Origin of the sequence: Salipiger sp. CCB-MM3, from assembly GCF_001687105.1 — a bacterium.
Classification (GTDB): Bacteria; Pseudomonadota; Alphaproteobacteria; order Rhodobacterales; family Rhodobacteraceae; genus Salipiger.
Window position 1 is genome coordinate 1,441,753 of sequence record NZ_CP014595.1, and the last position, 24,718, is coordinate 1,466,470.

Annotated in this window: 22 protein-coding genes; 12 read left to right on the forward strand and 10 right to left on the reverse strand. The window is 66.9% G+C overall.

All coding sequences use genetic code 11. From position 1 onward, the window contains the following. Nucleotides 1–40: 40 nt before the first annotated feature. Both AYJ57_RS07055 and AYJ57_RS07060 read right to left on the reverse strand, forming a co-directional pair. Nucleotides 41–745 (reverse strand): DUF599 domain-containing protein, encoded by a 705-nt coding sequence (locus AYJ57_RS07055; protein WP_066103124.1) that lies wholly within the window; start codon nt 743–745, stop codon nt 41–43. Between the two features lie 2 nt (nt 746–747). Next, nucleotides 748–1,158, reverse strand: coding sequence for a CopD family protein (locus AYJ57_RS07060; protein WP_066103127.1), 411 nt, complete (start codon nt 1,156–1,158; stop codon nt 748–750). A 131-nt stretch (nt 1,159–1,289) separates the two neighbouring features. Between AYJ57_RS07060 and AYJ57_RS07065 the strand changes: the two genes are divergently transcribed. From AYJ57_RS07065 to AYJ57_RS07090, 6 genes are all read left to right on the forward strand, one after another. After that, a complete protein-coding gene (locus AYJ57_RS07065; RefSeq protein WP_066103130.1) occupies nt 1,290–2,738 on the forward strand; it encodes an FAD-linked oxidase C-terminal domain-containing protein in 1,449 nt (482 codons plus the stop codon). Nucleotides 2,739–2,842: 104 nt separating this feature from the next. Then, on the forward strand, nt 2,843–3,931 hold the full coding sequence (locus AYJ57_RS07070; RefSeq protein ID WP_066103132.1) for an FAD-binding protein: 1,089 nt from the start codon (nt 2,843–2,845) through the stop codon (nt 3,929–3,931). Between the two features lie 14 nt (nt 3,932–3,945). After that, entirely contained in the window at nt 3,946–5,250 is a 1,305-nt protein-coding gene (glcF, locus tag AYJ57_RS07075) for a glycolate oxidase subunit GlcF (RefSeq protein ID WP_066103136.1), read from the forward strand. A gap of 93 nt (nt 5,251–5,343) precedes the next feature. After that, entirely contained in the window at nt 5,344–6,123 is a 780-nt protein-coding gene (locus tag AYJ57_RS07080) for a trypsin-like serine peptidase (protein WP_237220206.1), read from the forward strand. Further along, nucleotides 6,120–6,950, forward strand: a complete 831-nt coding sequence (locus AYJ57_RS07085) for a trypsin-like serine peptidase (protein WP_083191174.1) — start codon at nt 6,120–6,122, stop codon at nt 6,948–6,950. The genes AYJ57_RS07080 and AYJ57_RS07085 overlap by 4 nt, the downstream gene beginning before the upstream one ends. 158 nt (nt 6,951–7,108) lie before the next feature. Next, a complete protein-coding gene (locus AYJ57_RS07090) occupies nt 7,109–7,585 on the forward strand; it encodes an Hsp20 family protein (RefSeq protein WP_066103139.1) in 477 nt (158 codons plus the stop codon). Between the two features lie 84 nt (nt 7,586–7,669). On the opposite strand, the gene AYJ57_RS07095 is transcribed toward AYJ57_RS07090, so the two are convergent. Both AYJ57_RS07095 and AYJ57_RS07100 read right to left on the reverse strand, forming a co-directional pair. Next, nucleotides 7,670–8,674: an endonuclease/exonuclease/phosphatase family protein gene (locus AYJ57_RS07095; protein ID WP_193789519.1), complete on the reverse strand. Its 1,005-nt coding sequence runs from the start codon at nt 8,672–8,674 to the stop codon at nt 7,670–7,672. A 79-nt stretch (nt 8,675–8,753) separates the two neighbouring features. After that, complete coding sequence (locus AYJ57_RS07100) at nt 8,754–9,785, reverse strand: NAD(P)-dependent alcohol dehydrogenase (protein WP_066103145.1); 1,032 nt, start codon at nt 9,783–9,785, stop codon at nt 8,754–8,756. Between the two features lie 109 nt (nt 9,786–9,894). Here AYJ57_RS07100 and AYJ57_RS07105 point away from each other — a divergent pair, with 109 nt between their 5' ends. Next, nucleotides 9,895–10,794, forward strand: a complete 900-nt coding sequence (locus AYJ57_RS07105) for a LysR family transcriptional regulator (RefSeq protein ID WP_066103149.1) — start codon at nt 9,895–9,897, stop codon at nt 10,792–10,794. A 114-nt stretch (nt 10,795–10,908) separates the two neighbouring features. On the opposite strand, the gene AYJ57_RS07110 is transcribed toward AYJ57_RS07105, so the two are convergent. Beyond that, on the reverse strand, nt 10,909–13,068 hold the full coding sequence (locus AYJ57_RS07110; protein ID WP_066103151.1) for an esterase-like activity of phytase family protein: 2,160 nt from the start codon (nt 13,066–13,068) through the stop codon (nt 10,909–10,911). A gap of 249 nt (nt 13,069–13,317) precedes the next feature. Here AYJ57_RS07110 and AYJ57_RS07115 point away from each other — a divergent pair, with 249 nt between their 5' ends. After that, entirely contained in the window at nt 13,318–13,866 is a 549-nt protein-coding gene (locus tag AYJ57_RS07115) for a molybdopterin-dependent oxidoreductase (RefSeq protein WP_066103154.1), read from the forward strand. A gap of 42 nt (nt 13,867–13,908) precedes the next feature. On the opposite strand, the gene AYJ57_RS07120 is transcribed toward AYJ57_RS07115, so the two are convergent. After that, complete coding sequence (locus tag AYJ57_RS07120) at nt 13,909–14,706, reverse strand: alpha/beta hydrolase (RefSeq protein WP_066103156.1); 798 nt, start codon at nt 14,704–14,706, stop codon at nt 13,909–13,911. Between the two features lie 99 nt (nt 14,707–14,805). On the opposite strand from AYJ57_RS07120, the gene AYJ57_RS07125 reads away from it, so the two are divergent. From AYJ57_RS07125 to AYJ57_RS07140, 4 genes are all read left to right on the forward strand, one after another. Further along, a complete protein-coding gene (locus tag AYJ57_RS07125; RefSeq protein ID WP_066103159.1) occupies nt 14,806–16,281 on the forward strand; it encodes an NAD-dependent succinate-semialdehyde dehydrogenase in 1,476 nt (491 codons plus the stop codon). A gap of 307 nt (nt 16,282–16,588) precedes the next feature. Beyond that, nucleotides 16,589–17,809: an aminopeptidase P family protein gene (locus AYJ57_RS07130; protein WP_066103162.1), complete on the forward strand. Its 1,221-nt coding sequence runs from the start codon at nt 16,589–16,591 to the stop codon at nt 17,807–17,809. Between the two features lie 205 nt (nt 17,810–18,014). Further along, nucleotides 18,015–18,641: a DUF1523 family protein gene (locus AYJ57_RS07135; RefSeq protein ID WP_066103165.1), complete on the forward strand. Its 627-nt coding sequence runs from the start codon at nt 18,015–18,017 to the stop codon at nt 18,639–18,641. 97 nt (nt 18,642–18,738) lie between these two features. Beyond that, a complete protein-coding gene (locus AYJ57_RS07140; protein WP_066103169.1) occupies nt 18,739–19,164 on the forward strand; it encodes a DUF805 domain-containing protein in 426 nt (141 codons plus the stop codon). 42 nt (nt 19,165–19,206) lie between these two features. On the opposite strand, the gene AYJ57_RS07145 is transcribed toward AYJ57_RS07140, so the two are convergent. The 4 genes from AYJ57_RS07145 to AYJ57_RS07160 all read right to left on the reverse strand — a co-directional run bounded on the left by AYJ57_RS07145 (nt 19,207) and on the right by AYJ57_RS07160 (nt 24,674). After that, a complete protein-coding gene (locus tag AYJ57_RS07145) occupies nt 19,207–20,157 on the reverse strand; it encodes a nuclear transport factor 2 family protein (protein WP_066103172.1) in 951 nt (316 codons plus the stop codon). A gap of 2 nt (nt 20,158–20,159) precedes the next feature. Further along, entirely contained in the window at nt 20,160–21,053 is an 894-nt protein-coding gene (locus tag AYJ57_RS07150; protein WP_066103174.1) for a dimethyl sulfoxide reductase anchor subunit family protein, read from the reverse strand. Nucleotides 21,054–21,055: 2 nt separating this feature from the next. Beyond that, a complete protein-coding gene (locus tag AYJ57_RS07155) occupies nt 21,056–21,805 on the reverse strand; it encodes a 4Fe-4S dicluster domain-containing protein (RefSeq protein ID WP_066103177.1) in 750 nt (249 codons plus the stop codon). Between the two features lie 82 nt (nt 21,806–21,887). Next, the gene (locus AYJ57_RS07160) at nt 21,888–24,674 is read right to left on the reverse strand and encodes a molybdopterin oxidoreductase family protein (protein WP_066103180.1); all 2,787 of its coding nucleotides are present in this window, start codon (nt 24,672–24,674) and stop codon (nt 21,888–21,890) included. Between the last annotated feature and the right edge of the window lie 44 nt (nt 24,675–24,718).

Below are 24,718 nucleotides of genomic sequence, written 5' to 3' on the forward strand. Positions count from 1 at the left end.
CTCTTCGAAGAGATTTGCAAAAGCCTTCGAAGGCTTTTGCCTACTCGTCTTCAGCCGCCAGCAGCACCTCGCGCGACTGCGAGGTGAACTCGCGCCGCAGGATCACACCAAGCGTGACCACCGCCGCCACCACCAGCGGCCAAGCCCCCAGCAGCCATGCCGAAGATCCGATGCCGAAATAGACCGAGCGCAGCCCGCGATTGTAGCTGCGCGCGGCAAAGATATTGATCTCGGCGGCCTTGGCGGCGCGGGCGTAGGCGGTGGCGCTGTTGTCGTTGGGCGTGGCGCCCATCATCACCGAGCAATAGCCGAAAAGCCGGTTCGACCAGACGAATTTCAGGAAGGCATTGGCCGCGAACACAAGGATCAGCAGCAGCTTGGCTTCCCAGACGATCGCCGGGGCATCACCGCCCGCCGAGAGATCCTCGGCGACGCCGCGCACCTGCTCGGGATTGCCCAAAAGCGCGAAAATCCCGCCGATGGCGATCATTGAGGTGGAGGCAAAGAACGCGGTGCTCTGCCGCAGGCTGCCGACGATCTGCGAGTCGAAGATGCGCGGCTGGCGGGTGACGAAATGCTTCATCCACTGACGCCGGTAGCGCGCCATCAGCACGGTCACCGACGGGCGGCGTTTGGGCGGGTTCTCGATGAACCACGAGCCGCCCAGCCAGCAGATCAGCAGCAGCGCCACACCGGCGAAATCAACCGGCGAAAACGAGGTGAGCGTGTCGAGCCAAGGACCCATGGTCAGAACGGCTTGGTCACGACCAGCCACAGGATGGCGATCGTGCCGACCACGCTGATCTCGTTGAAGATGCGCAGGAACATATCCGACTCGCGGAACTCGCCGCGCTTGGCGCGGCCGACCAGAACGCCGGTCCAGACGTAATGCGCCGCCAGCAGCACCACGAGGCCGATCTTGGCGTGCAGCCATGCCGGAAAGCCCCAGAGCACGCCAAGCCAGATCCCGGTGATCACCGCGATCACCGCCAGTCCCGCCGAGAAGCGGTAGAGCCGATAGGTCAGATCGCCGAGCGGGCCGAAGGCGCCGGTCGTGGCGTAATCGCGCTTCCAGTAAATCAGCGCGCGCGGCACGGCGAAGATGGAGGTCATCCACCCCATGACGCAGAGAATATGTATGATCTTCAGCCAGTCCATGGGTTTACCTGCTACCATTCCCGCGCGCCGCGCAAGGGGCGCAACGCGGCTCTGCAAGGGCTGTGGCAAAATCTCTTGGCCTCGGGTGGAATTGGTTATATGAGTTTACCAATTCGAGGAGGAGGACCCCGATGGAGATGCCAGCCCCCAATGCCAGCATCCTCGCCCGCAAGGCGCGGATCGTCGCGCGCCTGCTTGAGGTGCTGCCCGCCACTGCGGTGATCTCGGAAGAAGCCGAAACCCGCGCCTATGAGTGCGACGCGCTGACCGCCTACCGCTGCCCGCCGCTCTGCGCGGTGCTGCCGTCGAGCACCGAAGAGGTCTCGGCGGTGCTGAAGATCTGCCACGAAGAAGGCGTGCCGGTCGTGCCGCGCGGTGCGGGAACCTCGCTCGCCGGGGGCTCGCTGCCCACCGCGGATTCGGTGATCCTTGGCGTGGCGCGGATGAACCAGGTGCTCGAGACCGATTACGCCAACCGGGTGATCCGCGTGCAGACAGGCCGCACCAACCTTTCGGTCAGCGGTGCCGTTGCCGAAGAGGATTTCTTTTACGCGCCCGACCCCTCGTCGCAGCTGGCCTGCGCCATCGCGGGCAATATCGCGATGAACTCGGGCGGCGCGCATTGCCTGAAATACGGGGTCACCACCAACAACCTGCTGGGCGTCACCATGGTGCTGATGGACGGCACGGTGATCGAACTGGGCGGCGCGCATCTGGATGCGCCGGGGCTGGACCTCTTGGGCGTCATCTGCGGCTCGGAAGGGCAGCTTGGCGTGGTCACCGAGGCCAGCCTGCGCATCCTGCGCAAACCCGAGGGCGCGCGCCCGGTGCTGATGGGGTTCGCCTCGAACGAGGTTGCCGGGGCCTGCGTGTCGGACATCATCAAGGCGGGCGTGCTGCCGGTGGCCATCGAGTTCATGGACCGCCCCTGCATCGAGGCCTGCGAGGCTTTTGCCCACGCCGGGTATCCGATGTGCGAAGCGCTGCTGATCGTCGAGGTCGAGGGCTCGGAGGCGGAGATCGCCGAACAGCTGGAGAAGATCATCGAGATCGCCGAGCGCCACAACCCGGTGGAGCTTCGCGAGGCCAAGGACGAGGACGAGGCGGGCCGCATCTGGCTGGGCCGCAAATCCGCCTTTGGCGCCATGGGGCAGATCAACGATTACATGTGCCTCGACGGCACGATCCCGGTCTCGGAACTGCCCTTTGTGCTGCGCCGCATCGGCGAGCTGTCGCAGCAGTTCGGCCTGAAGGTGGCCAATGTCTTTCACGCCGGCGACGGCAATATGCACCCGCTGATCCTGTTCAACGCCAATGAGGAAGGTCAGCTGCAGCTCTGCGAGCGGCTCGGGGCGGAAATTCTGAAGCTTTGCGTCGAAGTCGGCGGTTGCCTGACCGGCGAGCATGGGGTGGGGATCGAGAAGCGCGACCTGATGCACACGCAATACGCGCCCGCCGATCTTGAGGCGCAGATGGCGGTGAAGGATGTCTTTGACGCGGGCTGGCTGCTGAACCCCGCCAAGGTCTTCCCGCTGGACGCCTCGGAAGCGCGGCGCAGCGCGGCTCTGGCCGCCGAGTGAGCACGCCCAGAACGCACTAAAAAGCGGGGGCCAGCCCCCGCACGCAGGACCAAGCGGGGGCCAGCCCCCGCACCCCCGGGATACTTCTGCCAAGAGGAAGATGCATGAGACCTGAGACCGAGGCAGAGCTTGCCGAGGCCATTGCCGGTGCGAATGGCGCCCTGTCGATCCGTGGTGGCGGCACGCGCGCCATCGCCATGGCGGAGGGTGAAGCATTAGAGACCGGCGGGCTGAGCGGCATCACGCTTTACGAGCCCGGCGCGCTGACGCTGGTGGCCAAAGCGGGCACGACGCTTGGCGAGATCGAAGCCGCGCTGGACGCCGAAGGCCAGCGACTGCCCTTCGAGGTGCCGGACCTGCGCGCGCTGCTGGGGCGCACTGGGGAAACGACCATTGGCGGCATCACCGCTGCCAACGCCTCGGGGCCGCGGCGCATCGCCTCGGGCGCTTGCCGCGACTTCCTGCTTGGCGTGCGGTTTGTCGATGGCGCGGGCACGGTGGTGTCGAACGGCGGGCGGGTGATGAAGAACGTCACCGGCTATGATCTGGTGAAGCTGATGGCGGGCAGCCATGGCACTCTGGGCGTGCTGACGGAACTGAGCTTCAAGGTGCTGCCCCGGCCCGAAACCTCGGCCACGCTGGTGCTGCAGGGGCTTTCGGATGCGGCGGCCGTAGCGGCCATGTCAAAAGCGCTCGGCTCGCCCTTCGACGTGACCGGCGCGGCGCATGATCCCGCCGCCGGGCAGACGTCGCTGCGCATCGAGGGGTTCGAGAAATCCGTCGCCTACCGGCTGGAGCAGCTGCGCGCGCTTTTTGCCGATACTCCGGACGATGTGGCCGAAGACGGTGCCGCGCATTGGGCCGGGATCCGCGATGTGGCGCCGCTGCAGGGCCGCGCCGGGGATGTCTGGCGCATCTCGTGCAAGCCCTCCGACGCGCCGGACCTGGCCGCGACGCTTGGCGCTGAGGCGCTGCTTTACGATTGGGGCGGCGGGCTGATCTGGGCGCTGATGCCCGAGGGCACGGATGCGCGCGCGCGGCTGGGAGCTTTCGCGGGCCATGCCACGCGCCTTCGCGGCAGTGGGGCCGCCCCTGCCTTCCACCCCGAGCCGGCGCCGGTCGCCGCGCTGAGCGCCGGGCTGCGCGCCCGCTTTGATCCGCGCGGGGTGCTCAACCCCGGCCTGATGGCCTGAGCCGAGGAAGAGACATGCAGACGAATTTCACCCCCGAGCAGCTGCGCGATCCGGCCATCGAGCGCTCCAACGAGATCCTGCGCTCCTGCGTGCATTGCGGATTCTGCACCGCCACCTGCCCGACCTACGCGGTGCTGGGCGATGAGCTCGACAGCCCGCGCGGGCGCATCTACCTGATCAAGGACATGCTCGAGAACGAGCGGGTGCCGGACGAGAAGACCGTCAAGCACATCGACCGCTGCCTGTCGTGCATGTCGTGCATGACCACCTGCCCTTCGGGCGTGCATTACATGCATCTGGTGGACCATGCCCGCGCCTATATCGAGAAAAACTACACTCGCCCGTGGCACGACCGGGCGCTGCGCTGGGTGCTGGCGCGGATCATCCCCTATCCCACCCGCTTCCGCCTCGCGCTGGCGGCGGCCAAGCTGGGCCGACCCTTTGCCGCGTTGATCCCCGACGCGCGGCTGAAGGCGATGCTGGAGATGGCCCCCAAGCGCATCCCGCCGGTCAGCCGCAATGACGATCCGCAGAGCTTTGCCGCCACCGCGCCGCAGCGCAAACGCGTGGCGCTGATGACCGGCTGCGCGCAGAAGGCGCTGAACACCGACATCAACGACGCCACCATCCGGCTGCTGCGGCGGCTTGGCTGCGAGGTGGTGGTGGCCAAGGGCGCGGGCTGTTGCGGCGCGCTCACCCATCACATGGGGCGCGAGGCCGAGGCGCATGGCTCTGCCGAGGCCAACATCCACGCGTGGAAGGCCGAGATCGACGGCGCGGGGCTGGATGCCATCGTCATCAACACCTCGGGCTGCGGCACCACGGTGAAGGACTATGGCCATATGTTCCGCAATGGCCCGCTGGCCGCGGCGGCGGCAGAGGTGTCGGGCAAGGCGATGGACATAAGCGAGCTGCTGCGCGATCTGGAGATCCCCGCCGAGATGTTGACGAGCGCGCCGAAAGACCTGCGCGTGGCCTATCACGCCGCCTGCTCGCTGCAGCATGGGCAGAAGGTCAAATCCGCCCCCAAGGACCTGCTCAAGCGGGCCGGTTTCGAGGTGGTGGAACCCGCGGACAGCCACCTGTGCTGCGGCAGCGCCGGGACCTACAACCTGCTGCAGCCGGAGATCTCGCAACAGCTGCGCGCCCGCAAGGTCGCCACGCTGGAGGCGAAAGCGCCGCAGGTGATCGCCGCGGGCAATATCGGCTGCATGATGCAGATCGGCTCGGGCACCGGCGTGCCGGTGGTGCATACGGTGGAGCTTTTGGACTGGGCCACCGGCGGGCCGAAACCAAGGGCGCTGGCCGAAGCGGACTGAAGCCCGGACTGAGGACCGGCCGAAAGCGGCACTGCGCCCAAATTTCGCCTCAGACGTTCCCTAGCGTGATGGGGCGAACAGGGAGTCACCGGCGTGAAATACCTTATTGCGCTGCTCTTGCTGCTGGCCATGCCGGCCTTTGCACAGAGCGGCGGACTCTTCTCCATGGAAAGCCGCGAGGATGGCCGGGGCTGGGAGGCCGTCGGTCGGCTCGAGATCGGCGGCAAAGCCTTTTGCACCGGCGCGCTGATCGCCCCTGACCTAGTGCTCACCGCGGCGCATTGCCTGTTCGACGCCAGCACCGGCGCCCGTGTGCCGGTCGAGCAGATCCAGTTCCTAGCGGGCTGGCGCAATGGCCGCGCCGCCGCCTATCGCCGGGTGCGCCGCGCGGTGGCGCTGGAGGATTATGATTTCATGGCCCCCGCCAGCCCCGAGCGCGTGCGGCACGACGTGGCGGTGATCGAATTGCAGCTGCCGATCCGCAACAGCGCCATCGCCCCTTTCGGCCTTGGCCCGCTGCCCGAGGCTGGTGACGAACTGGGCGTGGTGTCTTACGCGCATGACCGCTCGGAGGCGCCCTCGCTGCAGGACTATTGCGGCGTTCTCGACAAGCAGGACAGCATGCTGGTGCTCGATTGCTCGGTGGATTTCGGCAGTTCCGGATCGCCGGTGTTTTCCTTTGCCGAAGGCACGCCGCGCATCGTGTCAGTGATCTCGGCCAAGGCGCAGGCGGGCGGCGAGCCGGTGTCTCTGGCCACCGGTCTTGATACGCCTCTGGCGCGGCTGCGCGGGGCGCTTGACGAGGACGACGTGTTCAACCCGCTCAGCGCAGGCAGCCGCCGCGACACCGGCGCGAAGTTCATCAAACCATGAGGCTGCGTTTCCTGCTGACAGCCGCCCTGATCGGCCTGCCCGCGCTTGCGGGCGCGCAATCTGGCTCGGAAGGGGGCGGCGCCAATTTCGACGTGCTCGACCGGCGTGGCGAGTTGCTTGGCTGGGAGGCGGTGGGCCGGGTCGAGGGCAAGGACTCGATCTGCACCGGCGCGCTGATTGCGCGCGACATCGTGCTGACCGCCGCCCATTGCCTTTATGAGGAAAACGGCGCGCCGCGCCCGCCCGAGAGCCTGACCTTTCGCGCCGGCTATCACCACGGCACGCAGATCGTCGCGCAGCGCGTGCGCCGCTGGGTGACGCCGGAGCGCTATGCAAGGCGCGCCAAGCCCAGCCATGAGATGGTGGCGCTGGATGTGGCGCTGCTGAAGCTCGAGGCGCCGGTGACCATCGCCGAGGCCGATCCCTTCCGCCTGCTCGATCACGCGCCCGACGGCAGCGAGGTGACGGTGCTTTCCTACGGGCAGGGTCGTGAGGAGGTGCTCTCGCGCGAGCCGTCCTGCGCCATCACCGCGCATTACGCCGACGACGTGCTGGGGTTCGACTGCGATGTGACCTTCGGCAGTTCCGGCGCGCCGGTCTTTTACCGCGACAACGGGCGGCTGCGCATCCTGTCGGTGATTTCGGCGTCCGGGATTTCGGCCTCTGGCGGCGCGACCGCCTTCGGTCCCGGTATCTCGGCGCTGGTGCCCGCGCTGGCCGCGCGGCTGCGCAGGGAGGACGCGCGGCCCGTCGTCAGCAGCGGCGCGCGGCGCATCACCGTGGGCGGCGGGCGCGAGGGCACCGGGGCCCGCTTCGTGCGGCCCTAGCGGCGTTTGGCAGACCGGCTAGCGAGGGTCTTGAAAGCGGCAAAATCCCTCCCCATCTGAAGGTTACCGGGGCGCCTGAGACAGGGCTCCGGCCAACCTAAGCGCCTGTTCCCCAAGGAAAGGCGCGACTTGATGGTATCGCTCAACGGAGGATTCCCATGCGACATTTCGATCTTGCCCCGCTCTATCGTGCCACCGTCGGTTTCGACCAGATCGCCGACATGATGGACCGGGTTCTGGCCAGTGACGTGGCCCAGCCCAGCTACCCGCCCTACAACATTGAAAAGACCGCCGACGATGCCTACCGCATCTCGATCGCCGTGGCCGGCTTTGCCGACGAGGATCTGTCGGTCGAGGTGAAGGATCACGCGCTGGTGGTCTCGGCCAAGAAGTCCGACGAGGGCGAAGGCCGCAGCTATCTGCACCGTGGCATCGCCACCCGCGCCTTCGAGCGCCGCTTCACCCTTGCCGATCACGTGCGTGTCGAAGGCGCGACCCACGAGAACGGCATGCTGCACATCGACCTGCGCCGCGAAATTCCCGAGGCGCTGAAACCGCGACGCATCGCCATCGCCCGCCCACAGCGGACCGAAGCGATCGAAAAGGACGTGGTCGACAGCAAGTCGGTGAACTGAGCACCGCATTCTGACGTATTGAGGCCCCGGTGGACCCACCGGGGCCTTTTTCGTGTTCTGGCGAGCGGGCACTCTGGCCGCGGCCTAAATCTCCAGCCAGATCGGGCGGTGATCGCTGGCCCGCTGCACCCGCGCCGAACCGGATCCGTCGATCTCATCCTCAAACGCGTCATGCGCGATCCCCGCGTCCACGACCTCTGCGGCCAGTGCTGGCGAGACGGCGAAATGATCCAGCAGCAACGGCCGGTCCCGCACGTTGTCGACAAAATCGTCAAACCGCGCGGTGAACTGCAGCGCCGGAGAGACATGTCTCAGGATCGGGTGCTGAAAGATCAGTTCCGGGTAGAAGGTGCTTCCAAGCACGATGTCCGCGATATTGTGAGACAGATATTGCCGCTCGAAAAAATCGGGGCCCGGGCCGTCGTTCCAATCGCCGGTGACGATCACCCGCTCGTCGCCATTCGCCTTGATGAGCTCATCGAGATAGGTTCTCAGGCGAAAGCCTTCCGCCGCGATCCGCCGCCGTGCCTTCATCGCCGCGGCAATGAACTCCTGCCGCCGCGCCGGATCGTTGAACAGCACCTGCCCGTTGTGCACATATTTCGATTTCGTATGCAGCACCACGATCCGGAAGGGCACGCCCTCCGCCGGTTTCACATCCACCACCATTGGCACGCGGGTGAAATCATAGGGCTGCAGCAGCAGGTCGCCATCCACATCCGCCCGCCACACGTCTTCCAGCGCCAACGTGAGCGGATCGGTGGCATGGTCGATGATCTCGGCAGCACCGCCCAGCTTGCGCAGCACATAGAGCTTCTGCGCCCCGCCCGCCTTGCCGATCAGCGCCTCGTAGAGCGGCACACCACCCTCAGACAGATGATCGTCGAGAAAGAGCTGCATCTCCTGCGCGGCGCTCGGCCCTTCCTGCACGCAGAGGATATCGGGGCTGGTGCGCCGGATCACCCGCGCGACCTTCTCGGCCACACGCTGCGCCTCCTCGGCGCTCAGCGACCCGCTCCCCCATCTGGGCTCGTGATTCCCCGAGAACCAGTTGTTCATCCATTCGATGTTCCAGTTCATCACCTTCATCACGTCCGCTCCCAGATATGACGGCAAGATCGCTGCCATAGAACGATGGCTTTATGGCAGCGCTGTGAACCCGGATGCGTCACGCCACCTGATCCTGCAGACGCGCGGGCGTCTCCGCCAGCATAGCGCCGCTTGCGGATCCGGGCGACTCTTCACCCACCTGCAGGATCACCGCGCCCGCCCGGTGCCGGGTCTCGACCATTTGGTGCGCCTGCACGATCTGCGCGAGGGGAAAGCGCGCGCCGATCACCGGCGTCAGCTGCCCCGCGCGCCACATGTCCAGCAGGGCCTCGAGAGCGGCGCGGCTGTCTCCGCTGACATGAAGCCGGAGCCGCGGGCCGCCCGCGAGCTTGGCGCGCAGCAAATGCCACAGCTCACGCAGGCCGAAGTTCAGCGGCAGGAACAGCCCCTGCGGCGCAAGCAGGCGGCGGCTGCGCGGCCAGTCCAGCGCGCCCACCGTGTCAAAGATCAAATCGAACCGCCCGCCAGGGCGGTCGCGGGTGTAATCCAGCACCTCCGCCGCGCCGAGCCCCATGAGCAGCTCTCTGCGCCCCGGCCCCGCCACGGCGGTGACCTCGGCCCCCAGCGCGGCGGCGATCTGCACCGCATAGGCTCCGACCCCGCCCGAGGCCCCGAGGATGAGCACGCGCTGGCCGGGCTGCACCCGCGCCACCTCGCGCAGGAACTCCAATGCGGTCAGCGCGCCGAACGGCAGCGCCGCAGCAGCGTCATAGCCCATGCCCTCGGGGATCGGCACCAGCGCGCCGCTGGCCTTGGCAAGCGCGTAGTCGGCGTGCCCGCCGTGGCCCAGCACCGCCAGCACGCGCTGCCCCACGGCAAAGCCCTGCACCCCCGCGCCCAGCGCGACGATCTCGCCCGCCACATCCGAGCCGGGCACCAGATGGCGCGGCTTCCAAAGGCCCGCCACCAGCCGCCCGATCAGCGCCAGCCCGCCGGGAAACGCCGCCGCGCGCAGCCGCCAGTCGGCGGTGGTGACAGAGGCGGCATGGACGCGGATCAGAACCTCCCCCGGCCCCGGCACGGGGCGCGGCAGATCTTCGACACGCAGGGTTTCGACGGGGCCATAACGGCGGGCGGTGACGGCTTTCATGACGGGCTTTCCTTGAAGCGAGATGCGATGAGACGAGATGCCCGCAAGTTACCCGCTGCGGTGACGCATGAATATTGACCCATATCGCAGACACCCCATACAAATACGCATGGATTGGCAGGGATTGCGTTTCGACTGGAACCGGCTGCGGGGCTTTCTGGCCACCGCCGAGGAAGGCTCGCTCTCCGCGGCGGCCCGCGCGCTGGGGATGAGCCAGCCGACGCTGGGGCGGCAGGTGGCGGCGCTGGAGGCAGATCTTGGCCTCACGCTCTTCGAACGGCATGGCACCGGGCTGCAGCTGACCGAGGCGGGCCTGCAACTGGCCGAACACGCGCGGGCCATGGGCGAAGCGGCAGAGCACCTGTCGCGCGTCGCCTCGGGCCAACAGCAGCAGATCGCGGGCCATGTGACGATCACCGCCTCCGAAATTTACGCCGGCTGGCTGCTGCCGCAGGTGCTGCCGCAGATCCGCGCCGCCGCGCCGGGGCTGACCATCGAAGTGCTCGCCTCCAACGCCATCCGCGACCTCAAGCGGCGTGAGGCGGATATCGCCCTGCGCAACGCCCGCCCCGAACAGCCCGACCTCATCGCCCGCAAGATCGCCGAGGATCGCGGCAGCTTCTACGCCACAAAGGCCTATCTCGCTAAGCTGCCGCCGCTCAAGGCGCTGCCCGATCTCGCGGCAGCCGAATTCATCGCCTTCGAGGATCCCGGCCCGCATATGAGCTTTCTGAAGGGCCTCGGCATCCCGGTCACCGAGGCGAATTTCCCCCTGATCAGTTCCAGCCACCTCGTGCACTGGGAGATGACCCGCGCCGGTCTCGGCATCGGTGTCGGCCCGCTTGGCCTCGGCGACGCCGACCCGCGCCTGAGCCGCGCCCTGCCGGATCTCGAGATCCCATTCCCGGTCTGGCTGGTCGCGCACCGCGAGGTGCACAGCTCCCGCCGCATCCGCCTCGTCTTCGACCTGCTGGCCGAGCTGATCCCGCCGCTGCTGCGCAGCCCCTGACGCTTCTTCTCTTTAAAAATACGCACGGCCCGATCTCCCCACGTCGCGCCGCGCATAACAAAGGCGCCGCACGGTCTCCCGCACGGCGCCCTTCAAGCTCAACAAGACGCCGAATCAGTCGAGCTTGAAGCTCCAGAAGAAGGTCTCGCCCGAGCTGTCGTCGACACCGTCATTGTCGGTCGAAACATAGGCGGTGCCGTCCTCCGCGATGGCGAGGCCTTCGACCTTGTCGACCACATAGCCGCCCCAGCCCTTGAGGTCGGGGATCAGGTCGCGCACCTCTTCCTTGCTGACCACCGGCAGGTCGCCACCGAGCGGGGCCGCCACCATCTCTGCCAGCGGGATGCGATAGACCTTCTTGGTCACCGCAGCGGCACCGATCTGGTTGTCACGCTCCACCACATAGACGAAATCGCCATGCGCGGTGATCTCCGACAGTCCGACCCAGCCCTTTTCGGGCGCGGCCTTGGCATAGAGCACGGCGCCCCATTCCTTGGTCTCGGGATTGTAGGAGACAAGCTTCACGTGGTTTTCCGGATCGCCCGTCCACTCGCGCTGCACGGCCATCCACAGCGTGCCATCCACCATGGTGATGCCCTCGAAGCCAAAGCGCTTCTCCTGCGCCAGCAGCTCTGCCGGAAGGCCGACTTCCTCTTCGATCTCCCCCTCGGCGCTCACGTGGTAGAGCGCATGCGGGATCAGCTTCGCGGTATTGCCCTCAGAGGCGAGCCAGAAGCCCCCCTCGCCGTCGAGCGTGATCCCCTCGAGGTCGAGCTTCTGCGCCGGACGGCCCGCGCGGGTCACGTCGAGTGCCTTGGTGATGCGTGCCGGTTTCGACGAAGGGTCGATGGTGAAGATGCGCGGCTGAAAGCCGTAGAAGCTGTCGTTGACCGCGTAGACCATGCCGTCATCGCCCGCGACCATGCCCGAGATCGCGCCCCAGCCGATCAGTTCATCCGCGCCTTCAGAGGTCAGCGTCGGGTACATCGCCGCGCCCTCGGCATACTCGTAGATCATCACATGGGCGCGCACGCCGCCGTCTTCGATCAGGTCTTCTTCGTTGGCGGTGACCAGCAGGTTGCGCTGCGGGATGGCCACGGCACCTTCGGGGGCGATGCCCGAGGGCAGCATCTGCTTCAGCACCGGGGCGGCAGGGTCGGTCATGTCATAGACCCCGGCGACCGAGCCGCGCTCGGAGAGCAGGATCATATAGGGCGTGCCGTCAAAGGTCGCGACCTCCATACCCTCGGGCTCGGCACCCTTGGCGTCCGAGCGCTTGTCCGGGTAGTGGCCGACCTGAACCACCGCGTGTTCGAAGGCGTTGCCGCTGTCGTAAACCTCGGTGCCGTCTTTGTTGAAGACGGTGAAGCTGCGCGAGCCGCCGTCCATGTCGCCCTCATTGGCGATGGCGAAGTGCTCGTCATCCAGCCATTGCACCGAGTCGGGCTCGCGCAGGCGGCCTTCCTGGCTCTCGGTGAAGATCAGCGCGCCGCGCTCGTCGGTGGCGTCGATCTCGGTCAGATCCGTGCTGCCCGCCGAGAAGTGGCTGAGCACCTCCCCCGATTTGTTCAGCACCACGATGTGGTTGTTCTCTTGCAGGGTGACCACGATCTCACCGGCGCCGTTCACGTCGACGAACTCGGGCTCGGGGTCTTCCGGCACGATCTCGGCAAGGCCGGTGACATCCGCCTTCACAAGGCTGTCGCATTGCGCCGCGCCATCCACCACGTCGAGGATCGCCACATAGCCCGCAGGCATCTGCGGCACCCGGCCATCGCCGGCGTCTTCGTCACGCTCGTTCTCGATCGCCACGGTGACAAAGCTGCCGTCCTTGGACAGCGCCACGCTGTCGGGCTGGCCGCCAAGGTCACACGCGCCGACGATCTCGCCGCTCTGCATGTTCACCATCTCGAGCTTGCCCGAAGGCGCCGTGTAGCTCTCGGAGGTGTTCACACCCACAAAAGCGGTGTCGCCCGCGACGGCCACCGAGGTCGGCTCGCCGCCCATCTCGATGTTGCCCAGCGGCTTCGGCGCGCGCGGGTCGGTAATGTCGATACGGCCGATCACGCCCAGCGGGCTGTCGGTGTAGACCAGCGTGTTGCCGTCTTCCGAGGCATAGATGATCTCGGCCGAGGTCACGCGCGCACGGTCCTCGCCCTCGGCCATGTTCTCGGGCGTGGCAAAGCTTGCAATGCGGTTGAAATTTATCTCGGCCTGCGCGGCACCGGCGAAAAGCGCCAGCGCCGAGGTGAGGCACAGCGTGCGGATGGTCATGTGACGTCCCCCTGTTATCGGTCCGCACCGCCATGGGGCCGCAATGTAACGCGCGCGTGATGTCCGTATGACGCCTTGATGACGCTACGGCAAATACCTGCCTACCCAGCCTCTCGGAAGGCCCTCAAAATGCCGAAGAATCAGGCTACGCCTTGGGGAATTAACAACAATTAATGGGTGCGGCGCGGCGCCCCGTTCCATGGCTCGAGTCTTGGCCCTAAACTTTTGAAGTCACGAAGGAGATTTGATGTGTCGATTGCATTTCCCATCCCGCCTTTGGCCTGCTTTTCCAGCCTCCGGCAAACGGCTGCCGCATTTTCGGCATTTATCGCGCTTTCGGGGATCGCCGTCCCCGCTTCGGCGTCGGAAACCCTGCTCACGGTGATCACCGCAGAGGGCGTGGAAACCGCGCTCGACCGCGAGGCGCTGGAAGCGCTCCCGCAGCATGAGTTCAGCACCGAAACCCAATGGACGTGGGAAGAGCAGAGCTTCAGCGGCCCGCTGCTGATCGACGTTCTGAAAGAAGCGGGTCTGCCCGATCCGGCGAACGGCGGGATGATCGAGTTTGTCGCCGACGACGGCTATCACGCGAAGATCGACCTGACCGAGAACGCCCAATATCTGACCGACGCCTATCCGATCGTCACCACGCGGGTGAACGGCGAGCCCTTCCCGCTCGAAAACAACGGCCCGCTTTGGGTGATGTTCCCCTACGATGAACACCCCGAGTTGGACATCGAGCCGGTGCACAATATGACGGTCTGGCAGCTTCTGCAGATCGTCCAACTGGCAGAATAAAGCGGGCAGAGTGAGGGCGCGGCACGCGCGCCCTTGCTTGCGTCAGTCTCCGGTCACGGCCCGGCAGAGCGGGCTGCTGACCTCGGCCAGCCCGTCGATCACGTTGAAATGATGCAGGCCCGGGTCGATCACCACGTCGCAGTCGCCCCCGCTCCACGCTTCGCCCAACCAGCGCGCCTGATCGAGAAACACCGGACGCTCGTCACCGCCCACCCAGACCGTCACCGGCACCTGCGGCGCGGGCTGGTGGATGGGGCTCTCGGCCTCGGCCTCCGCCGCATCCAGCTTCAGCCCGGCGTTCATGTCGGTCTGCATCAGCGGCGCGAGGTCCGAGAGCGGCGAGATCGGCACCACGCCAGCGATCCGCTCGGCCACCGGGGCAGGCAACAGGCCCGGCGCCAACATCCGCGCGACCAGATGGCCCCCGGCGGAATGCCCGGTAAGACGCAGCGGTCCGGCCACTTCGCCCGCCGCCACGGTGACCGCAGTGGCGATCTGCCGGGTGATCTCGCTGATCCGCACCTCGGGGCAGAGGTCATAAGACGGCATCGCCACCGCCCAGCCCTGCGCCAGCGGTCCGGCGGCCAGATGCGACCAGACCGAGCGGTCGAACTTCAACCAGTAGCCGCCATGCACAAAAACCACGAGCCCGCGCGGCGTGCCCTCGGGCAGGAACAGATCGAGCGCCTGCCGTTCGCCTTCGCCATAGGAGAGGCTGCGCAGCCGCCCCGCAGCCTGCATCTCGGCCCGAAAGACCTCCGCCGCCGCCGACCAGCGTGGCGGGTAATCCGCCGCCCCCTCGATATGAGCTGCATTGGCATATGCGTCGCTAAGGTCCATCGTCTTTCTCCGTTCTCGTACTAGACTCGGGAATAACAGATGCACCGACCTCCGCAGCAGAAAACGCGGCGGAGCGCGACACGAACCAAGGAGGCTCCCATGCTCGACCAGACCACCAACCTTCCCGGGCTGCTGAAGGATCCCACGCTGCTCGAGACCCGCGCCTTCGTGAATGGCGAATGGATCACCGGCGCCGACGGCGAGTTTGACGTGACCAACCCCGCGCGCGGCGACGTGATCGCCAAGGTCGCCGACCTCAGCCGCGCCCAGATCGCCGGCACCATCGACGGCGCCTACATCGCGCAGAAAAGCTGGGCGCAATGGACCGGCAAGGAGCGCGCGCAGGTGCTGCGCAAATGGTTCGACCTGATCATGGAGAATCAGGACGATCTTGGCACCATCATGACCGCCGAACAGGGCAAGCCGCTGGCCGAGGCCAAGGGCGAGATCGCCTATGGCGCATCGTTCATCGAGTTCTTTGGCGAAGAGGCCAAGCGGGTCTACGGCGAGACGATCCCCGGCCACGCCCGCGACAAGCGCATCATGGTGCTCAAGCAGCCCATTGGCGTTGCCGCCTCGATCACCCCGTGGAACTTTCCCACCGCGATGATCACCCGCAAGGCCGGTCCGGCGCTGGCGGCGGGCTGTTCCTTCGTCGCGCGCCCAGCCTCGGAAACCCCGCTGTCGGCGCTGGCACTGGCGGTGCTGGCCAAGCGCGCAGGCATCCCGGCGGGCGTGTTCAACGTGGTGCCGACCTCCTCTGCCTCGGAAGCGGGCAAGGAGTTCTGCGAAAACCCCAAGGTGCGCAAGCTGACCTTCACCGGCTCCACCGAAGTGGGCCGCATCCTGCTGCGGCAGGGTGCTGATCAAGTGATGAAATGCTCGATGGAACTGGGCGGCAACGCGCCCTTCATCGTCTTTGACGACGCCGATCTCGACGAAGCGGTGCAGGGCGCCATCGCCTGCAAGTTCCGCAACAACGGCCAGACCTGCGTCTGCGCCAACCGCATTTACGTGCAGGCCGGGGTCTATGATGCCTTCGCCGAGAAGCTCGCCGCCGAGGTGGCCAAGCTCAAGGTCGGCGACGGGCTGGAAGAGGGCACCGATCTTGGCCCGCTGATCACCTCCAAGGCGATCGACAAGGTGCAGGAGCATATCGCCGACGCCAAGGAAAAGGGCGCCAAGGTTATCCTCGGCAGCGAGGCGCATGAGCTGCAGGGGCAGTTCTTCGGCCCGACCATCGTCACCGGCGCCACGCGCGAGATGAAATTCGCCACCGAAGAGACCTTCGGCCCGCTCGCGCCGCTGTTCAAATTCGAAAATGAGGACGAGGTGATCGAGATGGCCAACGACACGATCTTTGGCCTTGCGTCCTACTTCTACGCCAACGACCTGAGCCGCGTGTACAAGGTCGCCGAGGCGCTGGAATATGGCATCGTCGGCGTCAACACCGGCCTCATCTCAACCGAGCTTGCCCCCTTCGGCGGCGTCAAACAGTCCGGCCTCGGCCGCGAGGGCAGCCACCACGGCATCGAGGATTACCTCGAGATGAAATACGTCTGCCTGAGCGTCTAAGCCCTGCGGGGAAGCTGCCTGCTTCCTCTTGGCGAAAATATCCCGGGGAGTGTGAGGGGCAGCGCCCCTCACCAGCCTCGAGTGGACGCCGCGGAACGCTCCACGTGAAACAGCGCTCTTGCCAAAACCGCCTGCCCGCCGCATCTTCGGCAGCGGGCAGGCGATGGCGTCGCCGGTGCCGCTTGGCACGCCCTGTCACCGGGTGAGTTCCCATCATCCAAAGACACAACCGTCCTGAACGCCGGGACCTTGCTTTGTCTCTGCGGCAGGGTCGGGTTCCGCCCCTCCGCATCCAAAGGAGGGCCATATGGACCACCAAGTGAACACCCGCCCCGCCAGCTACCGATTCCACAACGGCGAGAAGGCTCCGCTGCCCTTCGCGCCCGAGGAATATGACGCCCGGCTCAACGGGCTGCGCGCTGAGATGGCGGCGCAGGGAATCGACGCCTGCGTGCTCAGCTCGATGCACAATATCGCCTATTACTCGGGGTTTCTCTATTGCAGCTTCGGGCGGCCCTACGCGCTGGTGGTCACCGCCACCGAGAGCGTCACGATCAGCGCCGGCATCGACGCTGGCCAGCCGTGGCGGCGCTGCCATGGCGATAACATCACTTATACGGACTGGGCGCGGAACAACCTGTGGCGCGCGGTGCGGCAGGTCACCGGCAGCGGCAAGGTGATCGGCTATGAGGGCGATCATTTGACGCTGGCGCAGAAGGCGCTGCTCGATGAGTTCCTCACGCCGGCGCAGAGCCGCGATATCGCCCCCGCCACCATGCGCCAGCGGATGATGAAATCCCCCGCCGAGATCGCGCTCATCCGCCATGGCGCGCAGGTCGCCGACATCGGCGGCTATGCCATCCGCGAGGCAGTGCGGGAGGGCGCGCGCGAGATCGATATCGCCATGGCCGGGCGCGACGCGATGGAACTGGAGATCGCGAAGCGCCTCCCGGATGCCGAGTATCGCGACACATGGGTGTGGTTCCAGTCGGGGCTGAACACCGACGGCGCGCATAACCCGGTGACCGCGCGGGCGCTGCAGCGGGGCGATATCCTCTCGCTCAACTGCTTTCCCATGATCTCGGGCTATTACACCGCGCTCGAGCGCACGCTGTTTGTCGGCGAGGTCGACCCCGCGTCCCTTGCCATCTGGGAGGCCAATGTCGCCACCCACGAGCTGGGCCTGTCGCTGCTGAAGCCGGGGGTGAGCTGCGCCGAGGTGACACATGCGCTCAACGGCTTCCTGTCAGAGCGCGATCTGCTGCAATACCGCACCTTCGGCTATGGCCACAGCTTTGGCGTGCTGTCGCATTACTATGGCCGCGAGGCCGGGCTGGAACTGCGCGAGGATATCGACACCGTGCTGGCGCCCGGCATGGTGGTCTCGATGGAGCCGATGCTGACGATCCCCGAAGGCCAGCCCGGCGCGGGCGGCTACCGCGAGCACGACATTCTGGTGATCACCGAGAATGGCGCTGAGAACATCACCGGCTATCCCTACGGCCCGGCGTTCAACGTGGTCGGCTAGGCTCTGGTCCGGGGGGGCGCTGCCCCCTCGGCGCTTGCGCGCCTCACCCCCGGGATATTTTCGCCAAGAGGAAGTAGGACGCGCGGGCCGTGCAGCGGCGGAGCTTGGGTTGTTTTGCCGCCAGACGGTTGATTTTCCTGCGCCGACAGGTCACCTGAGGAGGAGGCGCACCGCGCCTGCGCGCCGCATCATCAGGAGAGCCCAAGTGACCTATGTGAAATGGACCTTCATCGTGCTCTTCTGGCTGCTCGTCGGCGCCTTCCTGCATTACACGCTGCCGCAGCACGACATCGCCCGCATCACCGACACCTACGAGAAGCGCGAGACACCGGGTTCGGTGAACCGCTGGTTCTGGAGTCAGGCGGGCAGCAAGAGCGCCGCCGCAACCGGCGGGCGCGACGTGTTCTTCATCCAGACCCGTCTGGCGAACGACAAGGTGATGGTCTACCGCAACGAGGACACCAGCTGGGGCTGGCCGCCCTATTTCAAGTTCGACACCTCGAACCTGCAGGCCGAGGCCAATGACCTGCGCTCGGGCGCGGCAGATCCGCAATGGGTGGCGATCAAACATTACGGCTGGCGCAACGAGTTCCTGTCGATCTACCCCAACGCCGTCTCGATCCGGCCGGTCGATGGGCCCGACGTGCGCATCATTCCTTGGACCAACATCATTGTGCTGACGCTGCTGGCGGCCTTCGCATGGGCGGTCTGGGTGCGCTGGCGGCGGTTCCGCCGCGCCCGGATCGACCCGGCGCTCGAAGAGATGGGCGACAATCTCGACGAGGCCGGCGGGCGCATCCGCGGATTCTTTGGCGGCAAGAAGAAGGGCTGAGACCCGCCTTGCACAAGGCTCGCACCAAGGGGCTTTCGGCTCTAAGGTGTCTTAGATTGCGCCGAAACAAAGCCTAAACAGGAACGGAGGCACCGCCATGGGGTTCACCCAAGCCGTAAAGACCTGCCTGAGCAAATATGTGACTTTCTCGGGCCGCGCCGCGCGCTCGGAGTTCTGGTGGTTCGCGCTCTTCGTCTATGGCGGCGGGCTGCTGCTGGGGCTGCTGGATCTGGCGCTCTTCGGGCAGACCACCACCGTCACCACCGAAACCAGCGCCGCCGTATCGTCGCAGACGCAATTCGCGCCTTTCTCGTCGGTCTTCGGGCTGCTGGTGGTGCTGCCCTACATCTCGGTCACCGTCCGGCGGCTGCATGACACCGACCGCAGCGGTTGGTGGTACTGGCTGGCGCTGATCCCGCTGATCGGGATCATCGTCCTGATCGTCTGGCTCGCATCGAAGGGCACGCCGGGGCGCAATCGCTTCGGTGAAGACCCCTTCGGAGCCGTCGCACCGCCAAACTGATCAAACCAGCCTGATCAAACCTGTCTAAGTGTCTAAGGACGCTCAGGCGGTGCCGGTGGCGCGCAGGATCTGCGCCCAGACGCCGGGCACATCGTAGATCGTCCATTCGCGGCGCAGGCCATCGGGGCCGAACTCCACCTGCGTCATACCAAGGATATGCACCGGCGCGCCGGTGGGGGCGCCGAAAGCGCCATGCCCGTCATGAGTGCCGCTGAGCGACCAGCGCAGGCAGGCCCGCGGCGGCGACAGCGGGTCTTCTGCGCCGAGCGCGTGGTCTACCTCGAACCGCGCCGAGGGGAAGGCCGCGCGCAGCCCCAGCCAGAAGGTCTCGGCCTCGCGCGGGCCGCAGCCGGTCTCCGCGCCGGGAAGAAAGAGCTCGGCGGCCGGATCATACTCCTGCGCCATCACCGCCAGTTCGCCATTCATCACCCGCTCCAGCAGATCGGTCAGCGCCGCGCCCCACGGGCTGTCGTTGCCGCGCGCGGTATAGCGCGGCGGGTAGGTCTCGCGCGGCGCGGCGGCCAGCCGCCAGCGGGCGCCTTCGAGCATATCGACGCCGATCTGCCGCAGGATCGCCGCCTCGTCGCGCAGCACCCATTGCTCGTGCAGCTGCCCTGCCACGCAGTGCCGCTCGGTCATCTGGGTGAACTGCACGCGCGCGCGCGACGGAGGGCCGTAGAGCCCCGCCCCGTCGTGCCGTGCGGTGACGTGACACCGCTCGGCGGCGACAAAGGCGTTCTGCGCCGTCGCCTGCCAGAGCCGCTCTTCGGGGAGCAGGCGCGCACCGCTCAGCGCCGCCGCCCGCGCCGCCAGATCCGCGCCCAGCACCTCGGGTTCCACAAGCGCGCCGAGCGCTTCGTGCGAGATCACCTCGGGCGCCAGATACTCCGCGAGACGGTCGAGCCGCCGGGCCTCGTCGAGATCGCCGGTGAGCGCGGAGAGATAGGCGGCCACATCCGGCCAGCGCGTATCGAACCCGGCGAGAAACGGCACACTCAACGACTCCCGTAGTAGAGGCCAACCACATGTTCGGCCTCAGCAAAAAACAACCACCGCGAGACAAGCACGCCCGCCACATGCGAGACAAGGGAAATGAGGGCCAGCAGATGCAGCGCCGCGCCGGGCAGGGAAAGCAGCAACAGTGCGAGCAGACCGGCCAAGGGCAGCAGTACCGCCAGCAGCAGCGCGATGATCCGCAGCTTCAGCGCATGGCGGCGGGCGACCACAAAGACCATCTCGCGGGTGAGGTAATTGCCGCCCGTATGCGGCGCAAAGAGCGCGCGGGGCGTGCCCTGCGGCTCTAGGCCGGTGGCGCTGGCAAGGGTGCTGGCGCTGCGCGCAAAGCGGCTGTCGCCGTCGACCCACACCCAGACCTGCAGTGCGCCGGTGAGGGTCAGCAGCACCAACGCCGCGAGCAGCTGCCCCGCCAGCAAGGCGCCGCCCGCCAGCGCATAGCTAAGAAACAGCGCCGGGGTGGAGCGGTGGTGCCAGCGCGGCACGGTTTTGAGTTGCGCATAGATCATCGCGGTCGCGGTGACGGTGGCCAAAGCCGCCAGCGCGGCAAGCCAGCCGAGCGGCAGGACCGGGGTGCCGATGAGCAGCGTCAGACCATAGCCGCCGCCCAAGAGCAGCGTGATCACCGCCGCCCAAGCCTCGCGCGAGAGCCAGCTGCTGCGCCATTGGCTGAACGCCTTGAGCGCGCGCTCACGGTGCCCCAGATGAAAGGCCGAGGCGGCGAGCCCGGCAAGCGCCAGCGCATAGGCCAGCGCGAGGAAGGCGAAGGCGGTCCAGCCGCTGGGTGGCGAGAGGTCGATGCCGAGCCAGAACAGCAGGCCAAAGCCGAGACCCGAGAGAGTGGTGAAGACCAGAAGCGAGGGCGCCGGATGCATGGTCAGAGCCTCGCAAGCGTGCGGTCGATCCAGCCCAACAGGCCGCGCGGCTCTTCGGCCACCGGCGCGAGGAAGGGCGCCAGCACGTCCACCTCGCCCTGCCACGCATCGCGCGGGCGCGGCGGCAGGTAGCGGTTGACCGGCTTGGTGCCCTGTTCGGGCATCAACTCGATCCCGCCACGTTCCTCGACCAGCAGGCTGACCTCGCTTTCGGGGTCGGCAAGATCGCCGAAATGCCGCGCCCCGGCCGGGCAGGTGCGCACGCAGGCGGGCTCGCGGTCCTCTTCGGGCAGGGTCTCGTTGTAGATGCGGTCGACGCAGAGCGTGCATTTCTTCATCACCCCCGCCGCCGGGTCCATCTCGCGCGCGCCATAGGGACAGGCCCAAGCGCAAAGCCCGCAGCCGATGCAGTCGCTCTCGTTGACCAGCACGATGCCATCCTCGACCCGCTTGTAGCTGGCCCCGGTGGGACAGACGGTGACGCAGGGCGCATCGGCGCAATGCAGGCAGGACTTGGGGAAATGCACCAGCTGTGTGGGACCGGCCTCGGGCGTCACCTCATAGCTGTGCACGCGGTTGAGGAAGGTGCCCGAAGGATCGGCACCATAGGGGTCCTGATCCGACAGCGGGCTGGGCTGGCTCTGGGTGTTCCAGCCCTTGCAGGCCACCACGCAGGCGTGACAGCCGACGCAGGTATCAAGGTCGATCACGAGGCCGAGTTGTCTGTGCGTGTGGTCGGGGTGGTCTGTCATGATCCGGCGTTTCGTCTGAGTGGCGGGCGAGGGACCGGGGCGCTGCCCCGGACCCCGGGATATTTGGGTCTAGACGAAGCGCCTAGGCGGGCCGCCAGAGCGGCGGAAATGCGGGCTGCGCTTCGGGCGGCGGCGGCGTCTTTTCCAGCCGGACGCGCAGGTCGAACCATGCCGCCTGACCGGTGACCGGGTCGGAATTCGACCAGCGGCGACCATCACCGCGCTCGGGCAGAAGCTCGGGAATCAGGTGATTGAGCAAAAAGCCCTTGGTGGCCTCGGGTGCCGCCGCATCGAGACCCCATGCGCCCTTGCGCTTGCCGATGGCGTTCCACGTCCAGACCACCCCCTCGCTTTGCGCCTCCATGCGGGCGGCGGGCACGGTGATCTCACCATGGGCGGAGATGACGCGCAGCCAGTCGCCTTCGGAAAGACCCAGCTCGCGCCACCAGACACCGGGGACATAGAGCGGGTTCACCCCGTGTATCTGCCGCAGCCACGGGTTCTGGCTGCCCCAGCTGTGATACATCGCCATGGGCCGCTGGGTGATCGCATGCAGCGGATACTCGGCCGGATCCTCAAAGCCCTCCGACAGCGGCGCGCTCCACGTCGGCAGAGGCTCCATGGCGGCGGCAATGCGCGGGCGCAGCGCCTCGGGAGGCTGCCGCGTGCCCTGCCCTTCGGCGGCGCGCTGGAAGCGGCGCAGCGGCTCGGACCAGAGCTGCACCAGATAGGGCGCGGGCGTTTCCAGCAGGCCGGTCGCTACCGCCCAATCCTGATAGGCGCGGTTCCACGGTTTGTAATAGGCGGCCTCGGGCGGCACCGGGATGCCGTGCACGCCGCCCTGCGCGATATAACTGTCCAGCTGCGCCGCATTGGGCGTGCCGCGCCCGTCCTGCAACCCGTGCGGCCCCATGCGGAACCCCGCGAGCGGGCCGATGCCGGGCTTACGCTCGTGGTTGGTGATGTAATCGGCGTAATCACCATAGACCGGCGCGCCATCCTGCCACATGCCCGGCAGGCCGAGCCGGGCGCCGAGATCCAGCAGCACCGACTGGAAGGGACGCACATCGCGATCCGGCGCTACTACCGGCCAGCGGATCGCGTCGGCGGCCATATCCGGCTCCGACACCGGGCGGTCGAGCAGCGAGATACAGTCGTGCCGTTCAAGATAGGTGGTGTCGGGCAGGATCAGATCGGCATAGGCGACCATCTCGGAGCGATAGGCGTCCGAGTAGATGATGCGCGGGATGAGATAGTCGCCCTCTTCGTCCTGCGCGGTCAGCATCTCCATCGTGCCGGCGGTGTTCATCGCCGAGTTCCACGCCATGTTGGACATGTAGAGAAACAGTGTGTCGATCCGGTAGGGATCGCCCGCCACCGCATTGGCGATGACCATATGCATCATGCCGTGCACCGAAAGCGGCGCCTCCCAGCTGAACGCCTTGTCGATGCGCAGCGGGGCGCCCGTCTCGTCTACCGCCAGATCCTCGGGGCCGAGCGGATAGCCCAGCGGCGGGCCGTCCAGCGGCTGGCCGGGGCGGGCCTGCGCATGCGGTCTGGGATGGGCCTCGGGCGGTTTCGGATAGGGCGGCTTGAAGCGGAAACTGCCCGGCGTCTCCACCGCGCCAAGAAGGCTTTGCAGCAGATGCAGCGCGCGGCAGGTCTGGAACCCGTTGGAATGCGCCGAGACGCCGCGCATCGCGTGCATCGCCACCGGGCGTCCCGGCATCGTGCGATGCGCCCGACCGCGAAAATCTGTCCACGGCTGGTCAAGCTCCACCGGGGCCTCGAAGGCGGCGCGTGCGAGTTCGGCGGCCAGCCAGCGGATGCGCTCGGCGGGCAGACCGCAGCGCTCGGCCACAGCCTCGGGCGCGTATTCCGGCACCATGTAGCGCGCCGCGATCATCTGCATCACCGAACGGTGGGTGATCCCGGCGCGGCGCAGATGGCCGGTCAGCTTGGGCTCCACCCCTTCGGCATCCCAAGGCGCGGGGCGACCGGTCTGGGCGTCGATCACCTGCATCCGCCCCTCGGCGTCGCGCAGAAAGAGGCCGTAGTTTTCGGACTTCGGATCGCAGTCCACCAGCACCGGCGCGTTGGTGAAATGCGCGAGGAACTGCAGGTCGATCCGCCCGGCCCGCAGCAGCTCGTGCGCCAGCGACAGGATCAGCAGCCCGTCGGTGCCGGGGGTGATGCCGACCCACTCGTCGGCGATGGCGCTATAGCCCGAGCGTACCGGGTTGATGGACACCACCTTGGCGCCGCGCGCCTTGAGCTGCGACAGGCCCATCTTGATCGGGTTGCTGTCGTGATCCTCGGCCACACCAAACAGCAGCAGCAGCTTGGCGTGCTCCCAATCGGGGCTGCCGAACTCCCAGAAGCTGCCGCCCAGCGTATAGATCCCCGCCGCCGCCATATTGACCGAACAAAAGCCGCCGTGCGCCGCGTAATTGGGCGTGCCGAACTGCTGTGCCCACCAGCCGGTGAGGCTTTGCGACTGGTCGCGCCCGGTGAAGAAGGCGAGCTTTTCGGGCGCCGTCTCGCGCAGCGGTTTCAGCCAGTCCACGGCGGTCTGCAGCGCCTCTTCCCAGCTGATCTCCTCGAATTCGCCCGATCCGCGCGGACCCACCCGGCGCATCGGCGCGCGCAGCCGCGCCGGAGAGGTGACCTGCTTGAGCCCCGCCGCGCCCTTGGCGCAGAGCACCCCGCGATTGAGGTGATGATCGCGGTTGCCCTCGATATAGACCGGCGCGCCGTCCTTGAGATGCACGTCGATCCCGCAGCGGCAGGCGCACATGTAGCAGGTGGTTTTGCGAATCTCGTCCGAGATCCGCGGAGAAGTGTCGAGCTGCCGTTCGGTCTGCGCCATGCGGGTCCAAGCTGCGGGTAAAATGCGTTGCCTGACACGACGCT

Bases quoted from the DNA above. Each gene is read 5' to 3' on its own strand.
- AYJ57_RS07055 (WP_066103124.1), bottom strand. From the start codon at position 745: ATGGGTCCTTGGCTCGACACGCTCACCTCGTTTTCGCCGGTTGATTTC.
- AYJ57_RS07060 (WP_066103127.1), bottom strand. From the start codon at position 1,158: ATGGACTGGCTGAAGATCATACATATTCTCTGCGTCATGGGGTGGATG.
- AYJ57_RS07065 (WP_066103130.1), top strand. From the start codon at position 1,290: ATGGAGATGCCAGCCCCCAATGCCAGCATCCTCGCCCGCAAGGCGCGG.
- AYJ57_RS07070 (WP_066103132.1), top strand. From the start codon at position 2,843: ATGAGACCTGAGACCGAGGCAGAGCTTGCCGAGGCCATTGCCGGTGCG.
- glcF (WP_066103136.1), top strand. From the start codon at position 3,946: ATGCAGACGAATTTCACCCCCGAGCAGCTGCGCGATCCGGCCATCGAG.
- AYJ57_RS07085 (WP_083191174.1), top strand. From the start codon at position 6,120: ATGAGGCTGCGTTTCCTGCTGACAGCCGCCCTGATCGGCCTGCCCGCG.
- AYJ57_RS07090 (WP_066103139.1), top strand. From the start codon at position 7,109: ATGCGACATTTCGATCTTGCCCCGCTCTATCGTGCCACCGTCGGTTTC.
- AYJ57_RS07095 (WP_193789519.1), bottom strand. From the start codon at position 8,674: ATGAAGGTGATGAACTGGAACATCGAATGGATGAACAACTGGTTCTCG.
- AYJ57_RS07100 (WP_066103145.1), bottom strand. From the start codon at position 9,785: ATGAAAGCCGTCACCGCCCGCCGTTATGGCCCCGTCGAAACCCTGCGT.
- AYJ57_RS07105 (WP_066103149.1), top strand. From the start codon at position 9,895: ATGGATTGGCAGGGATTGCGTTTCGACTGGAACCGGCTGCGGGGCTTT.
- AYJ57_RS07110 (WP_066103151.1), bottom strand. From the start codon at position 13,068: ATGACCATCCGCACGCTGTGCCTCACCTCGGCGCTGGCGCTTTTCGCC.
- AYJ57_RS07120 (WP_066103156.1), bottom strand. From the start codon at position 14,706: ATGGACCTTAGCGACGCATATGCCAATGCAGCTCATATCGAGGGGGCG.
- AYJ57_RS07125 (WP_066103159.1), top strand. From the start codon at position 14,806: ATGCTCGACCAGACCACCAACCTTCCCGGGCTGCTGAAGGATCCCACG.
- AYJ57_RS07130 (WP_066103162.1), top strand. From the start codon at position 16,589: ATGGACCACCAAGTGAACACCCGCCCCGCCAGCTACCGATTCCACAAC.
- AYJ57_RS07140 (WP_066103169.1), top strand. From the start codon at position 18,739: ATGGGGTTCACCCAAGCCGTAAAGACCTGCCTGAGCAAATATGTGACT.
- AYJ57_RS07150 (WP_066103174.1), bottom strand. From the start codon at position 21,053: ATGCATCCGGCGCCCTCGCTTCTGGTCTTCACCACTCTCTCGGGTCTC.
- AYJ57_RS07155 (WP_066103177.1), bottom strand. From the start codon at position 21,805: ATGACAGACCACCCCGACCACACGCACAGACAACTCGGCCTCGTGATC.
- AYJ57_RS07160 (WP_066103180.1), bottom strand. From the start codon at position 24,674: ATGGCGCAGACCGAACGGCAGCTCGACACTTCTCCGCGGATCTCGGAC.